Genomic DNA, 17,008 nt, shown 5'->3' on the forward strand with positions numbered 1-17,008 from the left:
GCACCGCTCACGGTGCGCGTCCTGCGGGGATGCGGGCGGACCACCCGGCCGGGGGACTTCCTCGCCGTCGCCTACGACCCGGAGGGCCGGATGCCGCCACGTGCTCTGGCCACGGGACCCGTGACGACGGGGCCACTGCGTGACCTGGCCGCCCTGGCCGCGGCCCTCCTCGCCGCATGCGTGCTCGCGGTCGTCCGCTCCCACCGCCTCACCACGGCGGGTTCCACCGCGTGACGCCACGGTCCGGCGGCCGTCGGCGCCGGTCGTCCGGGGGCGTCGGGCTGCCGAGAGTGCCTGAGCCGTCCCGCGCCGGGCGGGCTCACAGCCGGAGGATCACCAGCGCCGTGTCGTCGGTGATGCCGACGGGCGGGAGCAGGTCCGACAGCAGAGCGTCGGCGAGGGCCTCGGGCTCGGCCCGGCGGTGGTGGGTCAGCGCGGCGGCCAGGCGCCCGAGGCCCACGTCGATGTCCTCGCGGCGCCGTTCGATCAGACCGTCGGTGTACAGGACGAGGGTGTCGCCCGCGGTGAAGTCCGTCGCGGCCTCGGGGCGCTCCACATGTTCGGGCCGGGCTCCCAGCGGCGGGTCGGTCGCCCCGTCCAGGAACTCCACGCTCCCGTCACCGCGCAGGAGAGCCGGCGGAGGATGCCCGGCGCTGCTGTACCGGATGGTGTGGGTCTCCCAGTCGATCCAGGCCGTCACCGCCGTGGTGGACTCGGCGCCCTCCACGGAACGCGCGTACAGCCCGAGCACCTCCAGGGCGCGTGCGGGACCTTCGGCGGCACGGGACGCGGCACTGAGGGCACTGCGCAACTGGCCCATGACGCAGGCGGCGGAGAGGCCGTGGCCCACGACATCGCCCACGGCGACCGCCATCCGCCCGTCGTTCAGCGTCACCAGGTCGTACCAGTCACCGCACACGTTCAGCGAACTGGTGGCCGGCCGGTAGCGCACGGCCGCGCGGTGTGGCCCGGACTGGTCGGGTGAGGGAAGCAGCGCGTCCTGGAGGGCGACGGCCACCTCCCGCTCCCGGGCGTGGGCACGCCGCAGGCGCTCGTTGAGCTGGTGCAGTTCGCGGGCCCGCGTGAACAGATCGATCTCCAGCAAGGGGCTCCGGCCGCCCTGCTCGAGCCCGCCGCGGGCGCGGATGAACTCGGTGACCTCCTCCACCCGGTGGACCACCAGGGCCACGGTGCCGTCCTCGTGGAGCACGGGGGCGTTGACCGGGCTCCAGTACCGCTCCTCCCAGACACCCGGCCGGTCCAGGGACTGCACGTCGTAGCGCTGCAGGGCCATGGCGTCGCGTTCCCCGGACTCCACCACCCGGCTCAGGGACGCCGCCAGGTTCCGCATCCCGGTGGAGGCGGGGTCGCCCGGCCGGTCGGGAAAGACGTCGAAGAGGTACCGGCCGACCAGTTGCTCCCGGGAGCGCCCGGAATTGCTCAGGTAGTCGTCGTTGGCGTCCACGAAGACCATCTCGGGGGTGAGCAGGGCGACCATGCCGGGCAGGGCGTGGAAGACACCGCGGAAGTCGATCTCCGCTCCCGTCACTGGTTCACCGCCTCATGCCGCTGCCCTGGCCCTGCTCACGGTGGAAGCGGCGGAGCACCTTGCCCTGCCCCACCGGCCCTGGGCATGACCGCGACCACGCCCAGGGCACACGCATGGTGCAGTGTTCCCATCAGGCCACCGGTCCGCGCCCGGTGCAACCGCAGGGGTGCCCGGGCCGCGCCCGGCGTGCCCGGTCCGCCCGGGGAGAGCGGGTGTCCAGGCGTTCACCGAAGCGCCCTGGGGCAGTTGCTCCATACGGGGTCACTGTGAATTTCAGGGACGGCTGAACACAACGCGACCCGCGCGCGTATAGGGCCGGGGGATTTCCATGTCGAGCCGACCACGACGCGTAGGAGCACCACCTTGGGACGCAACAAGCGCAGACGCCCAACGGGCGCACGCCGCGCGACCTCTGCAGCTTTCGCACTGATACTGGGCGGAGGCGGACTCGTAGGAATCAACGTCTACGCCTCGGCGTCCGAGACCGGCGCGACGGACGCGCAGGTCCTGTCCGCCGGCTCCGCCACCATCGACTGCCCTGACGTCGGCGACCAGTTGAAGACGGTCCCGGACGCCGCCAAGGAGGGCGTCGACAAGGAACTCGGCGACCTGGACCAGCAGATCGCCGAGGCGTACCGGCAACTCCAGGCCCAGGCCGACCAGATGCAGCAGAACGGCGACAGCGGCGCCGACGCCGTCATGAATCCGCTGAAGGAGAAGCGGGCCGAGTCGATCGGCCGCATCGTGGCCGCCATCGACGCCGCGGGCGACCCGCCGAGCGGGCTCGACGGTTTCGCGGCCTGCACACTGCGCCCTTCCGGCAACCAGCCCGGCACCGGGGCGGACACCGGCCAGAGCGCCGCGCCGCAGGACCAGGGCGGCGGCGCGTCACCGAGCGCGAGCGCCGCGCCGCAGGACCAGGGCGGCCAGCAGCAGGGCGCCCCGGCCGGCAACGGCCCGGTGGCAGCCGACTACGCCGACATCAAGTCCGTCCAGCCCAACGCGCAGAACCCGCAGCCCCAGGCCGACGCCTCCCAGGGCGAGTTCGTCTCCAGCTGCGGTGTGAACGCCAACGGCCTGTTCAACTCGGACAACGTGATCGTGGCTCCCGGTGTCACCAACGGCGCCCACCACTTCCACGACTACATCGGCAACCAGTCCAACACCGCGTTCGCCAGTGACGACGACCTGGCCAAGGCCGACACCTCCTGCCAGGACAAGGGCGACAAGTCCTCGTACTACTGGCCCGTGGTGCGCCTCCAGAACGGCAAGCAGGAACGCGACGCGGGAGCCCCCGGAGGCGGGACCGAGGGCAACGCCGGTCAGATCGTCACGCCCAAGCAGGTCACGCTGACCTTCGTCGGCAACCCGCGCAGCAAGGTCACGGCCATGCCCCGCCTGCTGCGCATCATCACCGGCGACGCCAAGGCGTTCGTCAACGGGCCCGCGAACGCCAATGCCTCCTGGAGCTGCACCGGCTTCGAGGACCGGCAGTTGAAGGACAAGTACCCGCTGTGCCCGCAGGGCAGCGACGTGGTGCGCACCTTCAAGTTCCAGAGCTGCTGGGACGGCGCGAACATCGACAGCGCCAACCACCGTACCCACGTGGCCTTCGCGGACGCCCAGGGCAACTGCCCGGCCAATTTCAAGGCCATTCCGCAGTTGGTGCAGCGCATCGTCTACGCCATCGACGCGCCGAGCCTGCAGGACGGTGGCCGTACGGCGCCGCTGTTCGCGGTCGACTCCTTCCCCGAGAACCTCCACAAGCCGGTCACGGACCACGGCGACTTCATCAACGTCTTCGACGAAGGCACCATGAACGACGTGGTCGACTGCATCAACAGTGGCAAGAAGTGCGGTGCGGGCGCCGGCAACGGGGGCGGCAACGGCAACGGCAACGGGGGTGGGCAGCAGGAGGACCCGCCTGCCACCGACGAGCCGTCGCAGACCGCCGACCCGAACCCGTCCGAGGCGGACCCGAACCCGTCGGAGAGCGCTGACCCGAATCCGTCCGAGGCGGACCCGAACCCCTCGGAAGCGGACCCGAACCCCTCCGAGAACCCTTCCGAGGAGCCGGCGCCCACCGCGGACGACGGCAAGGGCGGAAACGCGGGTGACAACGGCGACGGCCAGACCGCCGAGCCCACCGAGGAAGCGCCGGGCACCGAGCCGGCCGGGGACGACGCCCCCACCGCCACGGTGGAGCCCAAGTCCGACGTGACGTCCTCGCCGCGGGAGACCGCGGGCGACGACCAGGGTGGCGAGGTGGGTACACCCGCGCAGACGCAGCCCGCGGCCGAGTCCTACCCGCCGGCCACTTCGGGGATCGAACCGCAGGCGGTCGGGACCGGCGGGCTCGCCGAGACCGGGGCGAACCTGTGGCCGGGCATCATCGGCGGGATCTGCGTGCTCGCCGGCGCCTTCGTGCTCTACCGGATCCGGCGCACCTACGGGTGACACGGACCGGCCCGGTACGGGCGACTTCCGAGGGATGAACCCTGACGGGCGAAACCCGCCGGACGAGTCCTGACGGACGAGTTCCGAACGACGAGTTTGAGGGGGGGGGGGGGGGGGGGAGAAAAAACCCCCCACCCCCACCCCCCGCAGAGGGGGGGGCGCGCGCACCGCGGGCGGGGGGGCCCCCCCCGGGGCGGGGCCTCTGCCGGGGTTTTCTCCCCCGGCGGTGTTGGGGGGCGGTGTAGACCTGTGAAGACAGGCCACGAGCCCCCTCGGCCGTGTTCCGGGCTGCCGTCTCGACCGGCGGTGTGCGCCGATTCACAGCATGCTGGTGTGAGACGCGATCATGTCGTCCACATTGGGGAAGGCGAAGCTCCATGGACGCATCAGAGCAGGCACCGGATGACCGGCCCCTCGACCTGTACCTCGAAATGCTCCGCCTGCGCATGGATCCGGCGGACTACGCGCTCTTGCTGCGCATGGTCGAGCCCGTACTCGAAGCGATCAGGGAGGAGAGGGTGGGAGCGATCGAACTGTGTCTCGACGGCGAGGAACCCGACAGCGTCCCGCAGGAGGTCCGTGACGAGGCGTCCCTCGTGGTCGCCGTGGCCGTCACGGGACGTCTGGACAACCGGATCGTCGAGCTGGAGACCGAGGAGATCGGTGTCGTCCGGGTCGTCACGGACTCGGGCACGGCGGACGATCCCGAGCGGTGCAAGGAGATCGCCGACTTCATCGGCGAGCGGCACCGTCAGGACGAGGAGCTGCGGGGTATCGCCGAGGTGAGCGGTCTGCCCACCGACGTGTGACCTCTCGCGGAGCATTCCGGCATCGCCCGCGGGCGATCATGGTCCTGGGACCGGAAAAGATGACGTAGAGTTGTGTTCACCGACGCGGGGTGGAGCAGCTCGGTAGCTCGCTGGGCTCATAACCCAGAGGTCGCAGGTTCAAATCCTGTCCCCGCTACTCGAAGACAGAGGGGCCGACACACGTGTCGGCCCCTCTGTCGTGTGTTCCGCCTCGTCCGCCCGGACCCGTGAGTCGTCGGAACGTACGAGAGTGTGCTCATTCGTCATGGACGCGGCGCCAGGTGCCGCCACAATCTCCCCATGACGAAGATCGAAGCTGTCGCGGAGCGCGTCGTGGCCGCCGCTCGCGCCCGCGGCAACCAAGGACTGGCGCTGATCGCCGTGGACGGCATGGGCGGGTCGGGCAAGTCGACCCTGGCGTCGGCCGTGGCCCGGCTCGGCGATGCCGTGGTCGTGCACGGAGACGACTTCTACCGTCCGATGGACGCGGACGAACGCGCCGCACTGACCCCCGCCGAGGGCTACGACCGCTACTTCGACTGGCAGCGGCTGCGCGACGAGGTCCTCACCCCGCTCGCCACCGGCCACGACGCGCACTACCGGCGCTACGACTGGCCGACCGGGTCCCTGGCGACGGACGAGCTGTGCGCCGTCCCCTGTGATGGCATCGTCCTCGTCGAGGGCGTCTACACGGCCCGGCCCGAACTCGTCGACCACTACGACCTGGTCGTCTACGTCGACACCCCGCCCGAAGAGTCCATGCGCCGGCTGCGGGCCCGTGGTGACGATCACGGACCGATCGACTGGGAGGCCCGCTGGCGCCTGGCCGAGGAGCACTACCTGACCACGACCCGCCCCCGGGACAGGGCTCATCTCGTGGTCCCCGGGCACTGAGCGCAGGCGGCCGGACCACAAGGGACACCGCCCTCGGTCGGACGGTCACACCGCGTACAGGCCGTACGAGGCGAAGACGGAGCGGGCTTCGGCGATCTGGGCGGCGCTCGGGACGGGAGTGGAGGCGAGGGTGAAGTTCATGCCGAGGCCGGCCCACTTGTCGGCGCCGAACTTGTGGAAGGGCAGGACGTCGACACGGGTGACGTTGCCGAGGGACGCCGTGAAGGCGGCGACTCCCGCCACGTTCTCCGGGGGGTCGGTCAGTCCAGGGACCAGGACGAAGCGGACCCAGACCTCCTTGCCGAGTTCGGCCAGGCGACGGGCGAAGACCAGCGTCGGCTCCAACTGACGGCTGGTGAGGCGCATGTAGAGCTCGCGGTCCCAGGACTTGATGTCCAGGAGCACCAGGTCGACGCTGTCCAGAAAGGCGTCGGTGGCGCGGGCGCCGAGGAAGCCGGAGGTGTCCAGGGCCGTGTGCAGGCCCAGGTCGTCGTGGCAGCGGCCCAGGATCTCGCCGATGAAGTCCGGCTGGAGCATCGGCTCCCCTCCGCTGACGGTGAAGCCGCCGCCGGCGGCGCGGATGAACGGTACGTACTTGGCCGCCTCCGCGACGACCTCGTCGGTCGTGGCGCGCTTGCCGTTGCTCATCCGCAGGGTGTCGGGGTTCTGGCAGTACAGACAGGCCAGCGGGCAGCCGGCCACGAAGAGGACGAAACGGGTGCCGGGACCGTCGACACCGGTGGAGACGTCCCAGGAGTGCACCGATCCGGTGAGCGGCCCGGTGCCGCGCCGCGGGACGGCCTGCTCGACCGGTCTGTCGGGGTCGGTGGAGACGATGGGCAGGAGAGCGTGTCCCGGCTGGATCAGGGTCATGGCGAAGCCTCCTTCCGTCGTGGCGGTTCCCGGGGAGCGCGGTACGCGGTACGCGGTCCGCGCTTCCCGGGAGGCCGACGGCTACAGCGACCCGTGGAAGGTGCGGCCCAGCACGTCGAGCTGCTGCTCGCGTGTCAGCCGTACGAAGTTGACCGCGTAACCGCTGACCCGGACGGTGAGCTGCGGGTACTTCTCCGGATGCTCCATCGCGTCCATCAGCGTGTTCCGGTTGAGCACGTTGACGTTCATGTGGAAGCCCTGGGAGGTGACGAAGCCGTCCAGGACTCCCGCCAGGTTGCGGATCCGGTCCTCGGGGGTGCGCCCCAGCGCGTCGGGGGTGATCGTGTTCGTGAGCGAGACGCCGTCCTCCGCCTGCTCGTAGGGCAGCTTGGCCACCGACAGCGCGCTGGCCACGTAACCGTGGGTGTCACGGCCGTTCATCGGGTTGGCGCCCGGCGAGAACGGCTCGCCCGCGCGGCGGCCGTCGGGGGTGTTGCCGGTCTTCTTCCCGTACACCACGTTCGAGGTGATGGTGAGCACCGACTGTGTGTGCTCGGCGCCCCGGTAGGTGGGGTGCTTGCGCACCTTGCGCATGAACTCCTCGACCAGCCACACCGCGATCGCGTCGGGCCGCTCGTCGTTGTTGCCGTACGCCGGGTAGGCGCCCTCGATGCGGAAGTCCACGGCCAGTCCCGTCTCGTCCCGCACCGGAACGACCTCGGCGTACTTGATCGCCGACAGGGAGTCCGCGGCGACCGAGAGCCCGGCGATGCCGCACGCCATCGTGCGCCGGATATCACGGTCGTGGAGTGCCATCTCCAGCCGTTCGTAGGCGTACTTGTCGTGCATGTAATGGATGACGTTGAGGGCGTGGACATAGGTCTCGGCCAGCCACTCCATCTGCTCGTCGAGCTTGCTCAGCACCTCGTCGTAGTCCAGGGTCGCGCTGGTGACCGCCCCGGTGGCCGGGCCGACCTGGGCGCCGGACACCTCGTCCCGGCCGCCGTTGATCGCGTACAGCAGTGTCTTGGCGAGATTGACCCGGGCGCCGAAGAACTGCATCTGCTTGCCGACCTCCATCGCCGAGACACAGCAGGCGATGGCGGTGTCGTCACCGAAGCGCGGGCGCATCAGTTCGTCGGACTCGTACTGCAGGCTGGAGGTGTCGATCGAGACCTGCGCGCAGAACTCCTTGAAGCCCTGCGGAAGCGCCGGAGACCAGAACACCGTCATGTTCGGCTCGGGCGCGGGCCCCAGGTTGTACAGGGTCTGCAGATAGCGGAAGGAGGTCCGGGTGACCAGGGTGCGGCCGTCCGAACCGATGCCGCCGATGGACTCCGTGACCCAGGTCGGGTCGCCGGAGAACAGCTCGTCGTACTCCGGGGTGCGCAGGAACCGCACGATCCGCAGTTTGACGATGAAGTCGTCGACGATCTCCTGCGCCGCGCTCTCGTCGAGGATCCCGGCGTCGATGTCCCGCTGGAGGTAGGCGTCGAGGAAGGTGGAGGTGCGGCCGAGGGACATCGCCGCGCCGTTCTGCTCCTTCACCGCCGCGAGGTAGGCGAAGTACAGCCACTGCACGGCCTCGCGGCCGGTGCTCGCCGGGACCGAGATGTCGGATCCGTAGGAGGCGGCCATCTCCTTCAGCTCGCCCAGCGCGCGGATCTGCTCGGAGATCTCCTCGCGTTCGCGGATCACCTCCTCCATGCGTGAGGCGTCGCGGGGCATGGCGTCCAGACCGGCCTTCTCCTCCCGCTTGGCCTCGATCAGCCGGTCGACGCCGTACAGCGGGACCCGCCGGTAGTCGCCGATGATGCGGCCCCGGCCGTAGGCGTCGGGCAGGCCGGTGACGATGCCCGCCTTCCGGGCCGCCCTGATCTGCGGGGTGTACGCGTCGAACACCCCGGCGTTGTGGGTCTTGCGGTACTGGGTGAAGACCTTCTCCAGCTCCGACGAGACGGGATAGCCGTAGGTCTGCAGAGCCCCGGCCACCATCCGCCAGCCACCGAAGGGCATGATCGCCCGCTTCAGGGGGGCGTCGGTCTGGAGACCGACGATCAGCTCCCGGTCCTGGTCGATATAGCCCGGCGGGTGGGCGGTGATGGTGGACGGGACGTCGTACGACACGTCCAGGACGCCCTTGGCGCGCTCGTCCGGGAACAGATCGGTGATCTTCTTCCACACGGCCGTGGTGCGCTCGGTGGGACCGGCCAGGAAGGACTTGTCACCTTCGTACGGGGTGTAGTTCTGCTGGATGAAGTCCCGTACGTTGATCTCGTCCCGCCACAGACCTCCCCGGAAGCCGTCCCAGGCGCTGCGGACGGCCCGCTGCTGCTGCGTGGTCATCGGTGTACGACTCCTTCTCGGTCGATCGGGGTCTCGTCGTTCCCGCGCTCTCCGCGGGGGCTCACACCGGGTCGCCGTAGTAGGCGCGGCGCATCAGTTCCTGCATGTCGGCCAGCATCGGCAGCCTCGGGTTGGCGGGCGCGCACTGGTCCTCGTACGCGTTCATCGCCTGCTCGGGCAGGGCGTCCAGGAACGCCGCCTCGTCGACCCCGGCGTCCTTGAACGACCGCGGGATGCCGACCCTCTCGCGCAGTTCCTCCAGCGCGTGGGCCAGGGACTCCACACCCTCCTCCGGGGTGTCGGCCGGCAGGTTCAGCATCCGGGCGACGTCCTGGTAGCGCTCGGGCGCGATGTACTCGTGGTACTTCGGCCAACTGGTGACCTTCGTGGGCGCCGACCCGTTGTAGCGGACGACGTGCGGCAGCAGCAGCGCGTTGGTGCGGCCGTGGGCGACGTGGAAGGTCGCGCCCAGGGTGTGCGCCATGGCGTGCACGACGCCGAGGAACGCCGAGCCGAAGGCCATGCCGGCGATGGTGCCCGCGTTGTGCATGCGTTCCCGGGCCACGGGGTCGTTCGGCCCGTTGACCACGGCCGGTTCGAGGTTGTCGAAGATCAGCCGGATGCCCTGGAGCGCCAGCCCGTCGGTGAAGTCGTTGGCGTACACCGAGACGTAGGTCTCCAGACAGTGCGTGAGCGCGTCGAATCCGGAGTCCGCGGTGATGGCCCTGGGCAGGTTGAGCGTGAGCGCCGGGTCGCAGATGGCGACGCTCGGCGTCAGCGCGTAGTCGGCCAGCGGGTACTTCTGCCCGGTGGCGGTGTCGGTGATGACGGCGAACGGGGTGACCTCGCTGCCGGTGCCCGAGGTGGTGGGGATGCACACCAGGTCGGCCTTCGCGCCCAGGTCGGGGAAGGTGAAGGCGCGCTTGCGGATGTCGAAGAACTTCTCCTTCAGGTCGCCGAACTCGACCTCCGGGTGTTCGTACATCAGCCACATCACCTTGGCCGCGTCCATCGGCGAACCGCCGCCGAGGGCGATGATGGTGTCCGGCTCGAAGTGGCGCATCATCTCGGCGCCCGCGCGTACGGTGTCGATGCTCGGGTTGGGCTCGACGTTGTCGATGACCCGGACCTCGGTGGGCTCGCTGCGGCGCCGCAGTACGGTGCGGATCCGCTCCAGGTGGCCGATCTCCACCATGGTCTTGTCGGTGACGACGACGACCCGGCTGCCGCGGCGCATGTCGGCGAGGTACTTGATGGAGTCGCGCTCGAAGTAGATCTTCGAGGGGATCTTGAACCACTGCATGTTGTTGTTCCGCCGCCCGATCCGCTTGATGTTGATCAGGTTCAGCGCGGTGACGTTCCCGGAGACCGAGTTGCTGCCGTACGAGCCGCAGCCCAGCGTCAGGGACGGCATGAACGCGTTGTAGACGTCACCGATTCCGCCCTGCGAGGTGGGCGCGTTCCAGATCACCCGGCAGGCCTTGACCGCATGCCCGTACTCCTCGGCGAAGGCCGGGTCCTCGGTGTGTACGGCGGCCGAGTGGCCCAGACCGTTGAACTCCACCATCTCCGTGGCCAGCCGCACCCCGTCGGCCCGGCTGTCCACCGTCAGCACGGCCAGCACCGGGCAGAGCTTCTCCCGGGTCATCGGCTCCTCGACGCCGACCTCGGAGACCTCGACCAGGAGCACCGAGGTGTCCTCGGGCACCTCGAATCCGGCGCCCCCGGCGATGGCGACCGCGCTCTGTCCCACGATGTCGGCGTTCAACTGGGCGCCCGCGCAGTCGCGTCCGCCCTGCTGTTCGGCGCCGACACCGAACAGGTACGCCTCCAGCAGCGCCTTCTCCTGGTCGTTGACCGTGTACGCCTTGAGTTTGCGGAACTCCCCGATGGCCTCGTCGCGGATCTCCCGGTCGAGGATCACGGCCTGTTCGGAGGCGCACACCATGCCGTAGTCGTAGGTCTTGGAGAGCACCACGTCGTTGACCGCACGCCGTATCCGGGCGCTCTTCTCTATGTACGCGGGCACGTTGCCGGCCCCGACGCCCAGCGCGGGCTTGCCGCAACTGTAGGCGGCCCGGACCATCGCGTTGCCCCCCGTGGCCAGGATCGACGCCACCCCGGGATGGTTCATCAGGGCGCTGGTGGCCTCCTTGGAAGGCCGCTCGATCCACTGCACGCAGTGCGCGGGGGCTCCGGCGCGCACGGCCGCGTCCCGGACGATCCGGGCGGCCTCCGCGGAGCAGTTCTGCGCGGCCGGGTGGAAGCCGAAGATGATCGGGTTGCGGGTCTTCAGCGCCATCAGGGCCTTGAAGATGGTGGTGGACGTGGGGTTGGTGACCGGGGTGACGCCCGCGATCACCCCGACGGGCTCGGCGATCTCCACGATCCCGTCGATGTCGTCGCGGCGGATCACCCCGACGGTCTTCACGCCCTTCATCGAGTGGGTGATGTTCTCGCAGGCGAAGATGTTCTTGACGGCCTTGTCCTCGAAGACGCCGCGCCCGGTCTCCTCGACCGCCATCATGGCGAGCCGGGTGTGCTCGGCGAGCGCGGCCAGACTGGCCTTCTTCACTATGTGGTCGATCTGCTCCTGGGTGTAGTCGGCGTACTCGTCCAGTGACTCCAGGCCGCGAGCGACCAGCTCGTCCACGTCCTGCCCGACCCCGGCGGAACCGGATCGGGCGGCGGGAGCGGTGGCCGCTCCGGCCCCGGAGGTGTGCTGGCCGTCCCTCTTCTTGCGGCTGGTCATCGGATCACCCTTCGAGTCGAGGTGTGCCGAAACAGCCGGGCTTCAGCGGCTCCGGATTGATTCCAGCCTCGCACCGCGGGCCCGATCGTGCAGCCGGGCGGAACCCCGCCTTCCGGCACGTGCGTGGCACGTGACGGACGGTGTCGGAGCGCGGATTGTCGGGCGTCCGGAGGGCGGTCGGCCGTCGGCGCGGCCCGGGGTGCTTGCGGTGGCGCCTGGCGGCGCGGCCGGTGGTGCTTGCGGTGTCGGCGGGCCGCGGGGCAGGGTGCGGGGTGTGCCTACTCTGCTGATCGTGCATCACACGCCCTCGCCCAACTGCCAGGCCATGTTCGAAGCCGTGCTCTCCGGCGCGACGGCGCCCGAGATCGAGGGCGTCCAGGTGGTGCGGCGGGCGGCGCTGGAGGCCACCGCGTCGGACGTGCTGGCCGCCGACGGCTATGTGCTCGGCACCCCGGCCAACCTCGGCTACATGTCGGGCGCGCTGAAGCATTTCTTCGACCAGGTCTACTACCCGTGCCTGGACGCGACGGCCGCGCGCCCCTTCGGCTACTACGTGCACGGCGGGAACGACGTCACGGGGGCGGTGCGCGGAATCGAGTCCGTGACGACGGGCCTCGGTTGGCGCCGTGCGGCCGAGGCGGTGAAGGTGACCGGCGAGCCGGACAAGGGCGACATCGAGGCGTGCTGGGAGCTCGGCGCGACCCTCGCGGCCCAACTGATGCACTGAGCCCGCCCGTTGAGGCCGAAGAGAGCCGACGCCGCTACCGGGTGCCGGAGTCGGCCGGGACGAAGGTGCGGGCCAGGTGGGCCGTCAGCTCCGCAGCCGTCGGCGGGCGGAGGCGGGCGCCGATGTATCCGTCCGGGCGGACCAGGAAGGCGGTCGCCCCGTCGGAGACCCCGTAGAGACGGGCGAACTCGCCGAGCGTGTCGACGTACGCCGGCGGGCCGGAGCTGTCCGGGGCGCTCCCGGCGGGCCGGATCAGACAGGTGCCGACCCGCCCTCCGGAGAACTCGCCCGCCACATCCGCGAGTTGACGGCCCTGCTCGCCGTCCCCGTAGACGAGCAGGACGTGCCCGCGGTCGCGCAGGAGGTCGTACAGGCGCAGCGGGAAGGCGGCGATGTGCGCCGTGAGGCCGGTGCAGTCGGGTGCCCGGTCGCCCGGCCGGGGGCCGGGGCCTTCGGAGGCCGGGCCCACGAGAGGGCTGTCGCGGTAGCCGACGAGGAGCTGTGCCTCGCGGAGCATCACGGTCCCCGGGTCGTCCGGGTCGGCCTGGACACCGTGCGCCGCGTGGCGGACCGTGCGCGCGACGACCTCCTCGCCCACGGGCCGCCGCTCGGCGTCGTAACTGGCCGCCAGTTCGTGGTGCGCGCCGCCCTCGACGGCGAGGGCGAGCTTCCAGGCCAGGTTCCAGGCGTCCTGGATACCCGTGTTCATGCCCTGGGCGCCGGTCGGCGGGTGGATGTGCGCCGCGTCGCCCGCGACGAAGACGCGGCCGTCGCCGTAGCGGTCGACGATCCGGTGGCTGATGCGGAAGACCGAGGACCAGCGCAGGCGGGAGGCGGTCGCGGGCCGGGGGGACATCCGGTCCAGCACCGCCTGGATGTCCGGGAGCGAGGGCGCGACGCTGCCGTCCAGGCCGTGGGCGATGCCGTCCGCCGGACCGCCCGGCCCGTCGTCCCGCGCCGCGGCGGAGAGTTCGGGCGGGACCTTCATCGAGGTCCGGTACCGGTTGTCGCCGGGCAGCGGGATGCACACCAGGATGTCGTCCACCGCGCCGTCGCCGTTGTGGTGCATGGCACGGACGCCGTAGCCCGGCGGCATGTCCCAGTCCACCTCCACGTCGCCGAGCATGTACTCCTCGGGGAACGCGCTCCCCTCGAAGGTGAGACCCAGCTTCTTGCGTACGATGCTGTGCGCGCCGTCGCAGCCCACCAGATAGCGCGCCCTGACCTCTTCCTCGGCCCCGGACGCCGACCGCAGGGTTACGGTCACACCGTCGGCGTCCTGGCTGAACGAGACCAGTTCCGTGTCCCGTTCGATCCCGGTTCCGAACCGTGCGAGATGTTCCTCGAGGATGCGTTCGGTCTCGTACTGCGGCAGGGCGGCGAAGCCGTACGGCACCTCGGGCGGCAGGGCGAAGTCGATCCGGGCCTTCTCGGAGCCGTTGACGTAGGCGAGCTGCCCGTACATCGGTGCCGCCGCCTCCAGGACGGTGCGGGTGAGCCCCATGTGGTCCCAGATCTCCAGCGTGCGCGGCTGGATGCCCACCGCCTTCGCGTACGGGAGCCGCTCCGGAAGCCGGTCGACGATACGGCAGCGGACCCCGCGGCGGCGCAGCTCCACGGCCGCGGTGAGACCCACGGGGCCCGCACCCGCCACCACGACATCGGTTCCGAAGGTGTGGGCCACGGAAGCCTCCCTGGGTGTGCCCCCTGCGTCGAGTCGATCTCCCTCCATCGTGGCCCCGGGGCGACCGGCCCTGCCACCGGGCACGTGTGTGAGGAGCGAGCCGGGTCGCCCCGGCGCCGGTGTCTCAGCGTTGTGCGGGAGGGGGCGATCCGTCGGTGGGAAGCCGGTGATGGCCGTCCAGGGGGCGGTGGGCGAGGCGGAGGTGGTGCGCGGCGACGCGTTCGATGACCAGGAAGGCGGCGTCGTCGCCGGGCTGGTCGCCGATGTGCCGGACGAGGTCGTCGTGGATCTGGCGCAGCAGGACGTCGGGGTTGGAGGCGGTGAAGCCGGCGACCCGCTCGGCCAGGGGGTAGAAGGTGCCGTCAGGTGAGCGGGCCTCGATCACGCCGTCGGTGTACAGCAGCAGGAAGTCGCCGGCCTCGAAGACGAACGGATCGGTGTGGTGGCTGGACGCGGGCAGCTCGCACATGCCCAGCGGGGGCACGGGATACCGTGCCTGCAGGACGCTCACCTGGTGATCACGCAGGAGCAGCGGCGGCGGATGACCGCAGTTGATCATTTCGACCTGCGTGCCGTCGTCGGCGATGTCGAGAACGAGGGCCGTGACGAAGTGTTCGCCCGGGTCGTGCTCGGTGTCGGCCACCTCGTCCAGGTCCCGGCACACGCTCACCTCGAGGGCCGCCGTCAGTTCCGGCAGGGTGTCGTAGCGGTGGGCGCCCTCCCGGAAGGCGCCCAGCACCACCGAGGCCTCGCCGATGGCGGCCAGCCCCTTGCCCCGGACGTCCCCGATGATGACGCGGGTGGACGCGTCGGCGGCCCGGGTGACCGCGAACAGGTCGCCGCCGATCTGCGTGTCGTCGTCGGCGGCCAGATACAGCCAGGCCACGCGCAGCGGACCGATCCGGCGAGGTGGCGGCCGCAGCAGAACCCGTTGCGCGGTCTCGGCCACGGAGCGCGCCCGCACCAGCTCCTGGGCGCGTCGCTCCCGTACCCGACACACGAACACGACCAGGGCGGAGAGCACCACCAGCGCGATCAGCTGGGCGATGTGATTGGTGGTGCCGATTCCGCCGTGGAGGAAGGCGACGACCACCTGGGCGGCGACCGCGAGGAGACCGACCAGAGCCGTCAGCCCGGGGCCCGCGAGCGAGGCCGTGAGGGTCGGCGCGATGACGAGCAGGGGCCCCAGGTGCACGTCGGTGGGGGAGCGGATGTCCACCACGGTGATCACGACGATCAACGCGAGCGGGATCGCCACCAGACCGCGGCCCGACGGTTGTTCCACGAGACGGTCCATTGACATGCGCCGGATACCCACATGCCCCATTTTGTACCTGTTTCCGTGGCTACGGGGTTCCATGCGGTGTTCACCGTCGGCGAGTCCGGCGCGAGCGCCGGTACTCGGGTGACCTGTTGGAGCGGCCTCGGGCGGGGCCCGGGGCGCGCGATGCCGGGTCCGTGAGGGGCCGGCGTCAGTTCCACAACGGGTAGCTGACCTTCTGCGCGTACCCGTCCGGGTGGTTCTGGGTGTAGGTCAGCGTCATCTGCGTGTAGTGCCGCAGGTGAGGCTCCTTCTTCCACTGCTGCGGGTGGTCCAGCCGGACGACGACCGGGTACGAGTGGAACTTGCCCGCCGCGCAGTACGGCTTGCAGTCGTTCACCATGTTCACGCCCCGGGCGACCGCGGAGTTCTGGTTCCACTGCGACCAGTGGAGCGAGACGAGACGGCTGTTGCCGTCGCCGCAGGCCAGGATGAACTCGGCGGGGCGCACGTCCGGATGCCAGAAGCAGTCCACGAGGACGGGAGGCGCCTGGCGCTGCCGCGCCGTGTGCGCGGCCGCGTGCGAGGTCGCGGGGGTGGCGGAAGCGGTACCCATCACCGCTGTGAGCGCCGCGGCCGCGCAGATGGTGAACGCGGTCCGGATCGAGTTTGTGCGCATATCAGCTCCGTGCGGGACGCTCTTTCGTGTGGCCGCCGTTGTGTCGGCTCTGGCTCGACGCTACGGCCTCGGAATGTGATGTACCACTCATTCGGATGAACGATGCCATTTCGTAAGAAGAGGTCGACATCGGTACACAGGGTGACGCATCGGAACGCCCCGCGACCGTGCCGGTCGGGCCGTAGAATTCGTCCGTGATGAATAAACCCGGTGCGCAGCGCGGTCGCAGGCCGGGAACCCCGGACACCCGGGCCGCGATCCTGGAGGTCGCCCGGCGCCGCTTCCTCGAGGACGGCTATCACGCGGTGACCCTCCGGTCCGTCGCCGGCGAGGCCGAGGTCGATCTCGCTCTGATCAGCTACTACTTCGGGTCGAAGAAGGGGCTGTTCGGCGCCGCGCTGGCGCTGGGCGCGAACCCGGCCGAACTCCTCGCGCGGGTCGTGCAGGAAGGGGACCTCAGCACATTCCCCGAACGGGTCGTCCGCCAGGTCGTCGCCGTCTGGGACCATCCCGTGACGGGCCCGCCCCTGCTCGCGATGATGAAGACCGCGATCGACGACGACTCCCTCGGCGCACTGGTGAAGGAGGCGCTGGAGCGCGAGATCGTCGACAGGATCGCGACCCTCGTGCCGGGACGGGACGCCCGGCACCGTGCCACCGCGTTCACCACCGTGATCGCCGGGCTGATCGCCACCCGCTATCTGCTGCGCCTGGAGCCGATCGCCTCCATGACGACCGACGAGCTGGTCCGCCTCATGAGCCCGCAACTGCGGCAGGCCCTGCGCGGCCCCGGACGCCCCGCACGGGACACCCGGCCCACGGGGAGACCCGCGCCGCGCCCCTGACGCGCCGTTCCGCGCGGTCCCGAGGGGCGGGGCCCCGGAGGCCGGTGTCGCGCCCCGCGCCGTCGAGCCGTTCCGCTCATCCCGTGGCTGCCCCCGAGGCACGAAAGCCCGGTGCCCCGCACTGGGCGGGGC

The 17,008-nt window shown here is 70.6% G+C and carries 12 protein-coding genes, 1 tRNA gene and 1 pseudogene; 7 read left to right on the top strand and 7 right to left on the bottom strand.

Annotated features, from left to right (window positions below):
* A pseudogene (locus tag ACFXGX_RS40480) lies at positions 1-234 on the top strand (hypothetical protein); the annotation flags it as partial.
* 85 nt (positions 235-319) lie between these two features.
* On the opposite strand, the gene ACFXGX_RS40485 reads toward ACFXGX_RS40480, so the two are convergent.
* Positions 320-1,549, bottom strand: coding sequence for a PP2C family protein-serine/threonine phosphatase (locus ACFXGX_RS40485; RefSeq protein WP_384802568.1), 1,230 nt, complete (start codon positions 1,547-1,549; stop codon positions 320-322).
* Positions 1,550-1,912: 363 nt separating this feature from the next.
* On the opposite strand from ACFXGX_RS40485, the gene ACFXGX_RS40490 reads away from it, so the two are divergent.
* From ACFXGX_RS40490 to ACFXGX_RS40505, 4 genes are all read left to right on the top strand, one after another.
* A complete protein-coding gene (locus tag ACFXGX_RS40490; protein WP_384802571.1) occupies positions 1,913-4,006 on the top strand; it encodes a DUF1996 domain-containing protein in 2,094 nt (697 codons plus the stop codon).
* A 377-nt stretch (positions 4,007-4,383) separates the two neighbouring features.
* On the top strand, positions 4,384-4,815 hold the full coding sequence (locus tag ACFXGX_RS40495; protein WP_384802574.1) for a hypothetical protein: 432 nt from the start codon (positions 4,384-4,386) through the stop codon (positions 4,813-4,815).
* Positions 4,816-4,898: 83 nt separating this feature from the next.
* A tRNA-Met gene (locus ACFXGX_RS40500) sits at positions 4,899-4,972 on the top strand.
* Positions 4,973-5,115: 143 nt separating this feature from the next.
* Positions 5,116-5,709, top strand: coding sequence for a uridine kinase (locus ACFXGX_RS40505; RefSeq protein ID WP_384802577.1), 594 nt, complete (start codon positions 5,116-5,118; stop codon positions 5,707-5,709).
* A gap of 45 nt (positions 5,710-5,754) precedes the next feature.
* On the opposite strand, the gene pflA is transcribed toward ACFXGX_RS40505, so the two are convergent.
* From pflA to adhE, 3 genes are all read right to left on the bottom strand, one after another.
* Positions 5,755-6,582 carry a pyruvate formate-lyase-activating protein gene (pflA, locus tag ACFXGX_RS40510; RefSeq protein WP_384802580.1) on the bottom strand — a complete coding sequence of 276 codons (828 nt, stop codon included), beginning with the start codon at positions 6,580-6,582 and terminating at the stop codon, positions 5,755-5,757.
* A gap of 81 nt (positions 6,583-6,663) precedes the next feature.
* Positions 6,664-8,928 (bottom strand): formate C-acetyltransferase, encoded by a 2,265-nt coding sequence (gene pflB / locus ACFXGX_RS40515; RefSeq protein WP_384802583.1) that lies wholly within the window; start codon positions 8,926-8,928, stop codon positions 6,664-6,666.
* 61 nt (positions 8,929-8,989) lie between these two features.
* The gene (adhE, locus tag ACFXGX_RS40520) at positions 8,990-11,680 is read right to left on the bottom strand and encodes a bifunctional acetaldehyde-CoA/alcohol dehydrogenase (RefSeq protein ID WP_384802586.1); all 2,691 of its coding nucleotides are present in this window, start codon (positions 11,678-11,680) and stop codon (positions 8,990-8,992) included.
* Between the two features lie 274 nt (positions 11,681-11,954).
* On the opposite strand from adhE, the gene ACFXGX_RS40525 reads away from it, so the two are divergent.
* On the top strand, positions 11,955-12,407 hold the full coding sequence (locus tag ACFXGX_RS40525) for a flavodoxin family protein (RefSeq protein WP_384802589.1): 453 nt from the start codon (positions 11,955-11,957) through the stop codon (positions 12,405-12,407).
* A gap of 34 nt (positions 12,408-12,441) precedes the next feature.
* On the opposite strand, the gene ACFXGX_RS40530 is transcribed toward ACFXGX_RS40525, so the two are convergent.
* From ACFXGX_RS40530 to ACFXGX_RS40540, 3 genes are all read right to left on the bottom strand, one after another.
* Positions 12,442-14,091 carry an FAD-dependent monooxygenase gene (locus tag ACFXGX_RS40530; protein ID WP_384802592.1) on the bottom strand — a complete coding sequence of 550 codons (1,650 nt, stop codon included), beginning with the start codon at positions 14,089-14,091 and terminating at the stop codon, positions 12,442-12,444.
* Between the two features lie 124 nt (positions 14,092-14,215).
* A complete protein-coding gene (locus ACFXGX_RS40535) occupies positions 14,216-15,376 on the bottom strand; it encodes a PP2C family protein-serine/threonine phosphatase (RefSeq protein WP_384802595.1) in 1,161 nt (386 codons plus the stop codon).
* A 187-nt stretch (positions 15,377-15,563) separates the two neighbouring features.
* On the bottom strand, positions 15,564-16,031 hold the full coding sequence (locus ACFXGX_RS40540; protein ID WP_384802598.1) for a hypothetical protein: 468 nt from the start codon (positions 16,029-16,031) through the stop codon (positions 15,564-15,566).
* Between the two features lie 197 nt (positions 16,032-16,228).
* Here ACFXGX_RS40540 and ACFXGX_RS40545 point away from each other — a divergent pair, with 197 nt between their 5' ends.
* Positions 16,229-16,876 (top strand): TetR family transcriptional regulator, encoded by a 648-nt coding sequence (locus ACFXGX_RS40545; RefSeq protein WP_384802601.1) that lies wholly within the window; start codon positions 16,229-16,231, stop codon positions 16,874-16,876.
* Positions 16,877-17,008 lie beyond the last annotated feature (132 nt).

The sequence above is a fragment of the Streptomyces sp. NPDC059371 genome, from assembly GCF_042751995.1.
Lineage (GTDB): Bacteria > Actinomycetota > Actinomycetes > Streptomycetales > Streptomycetaceae > Streptomyces.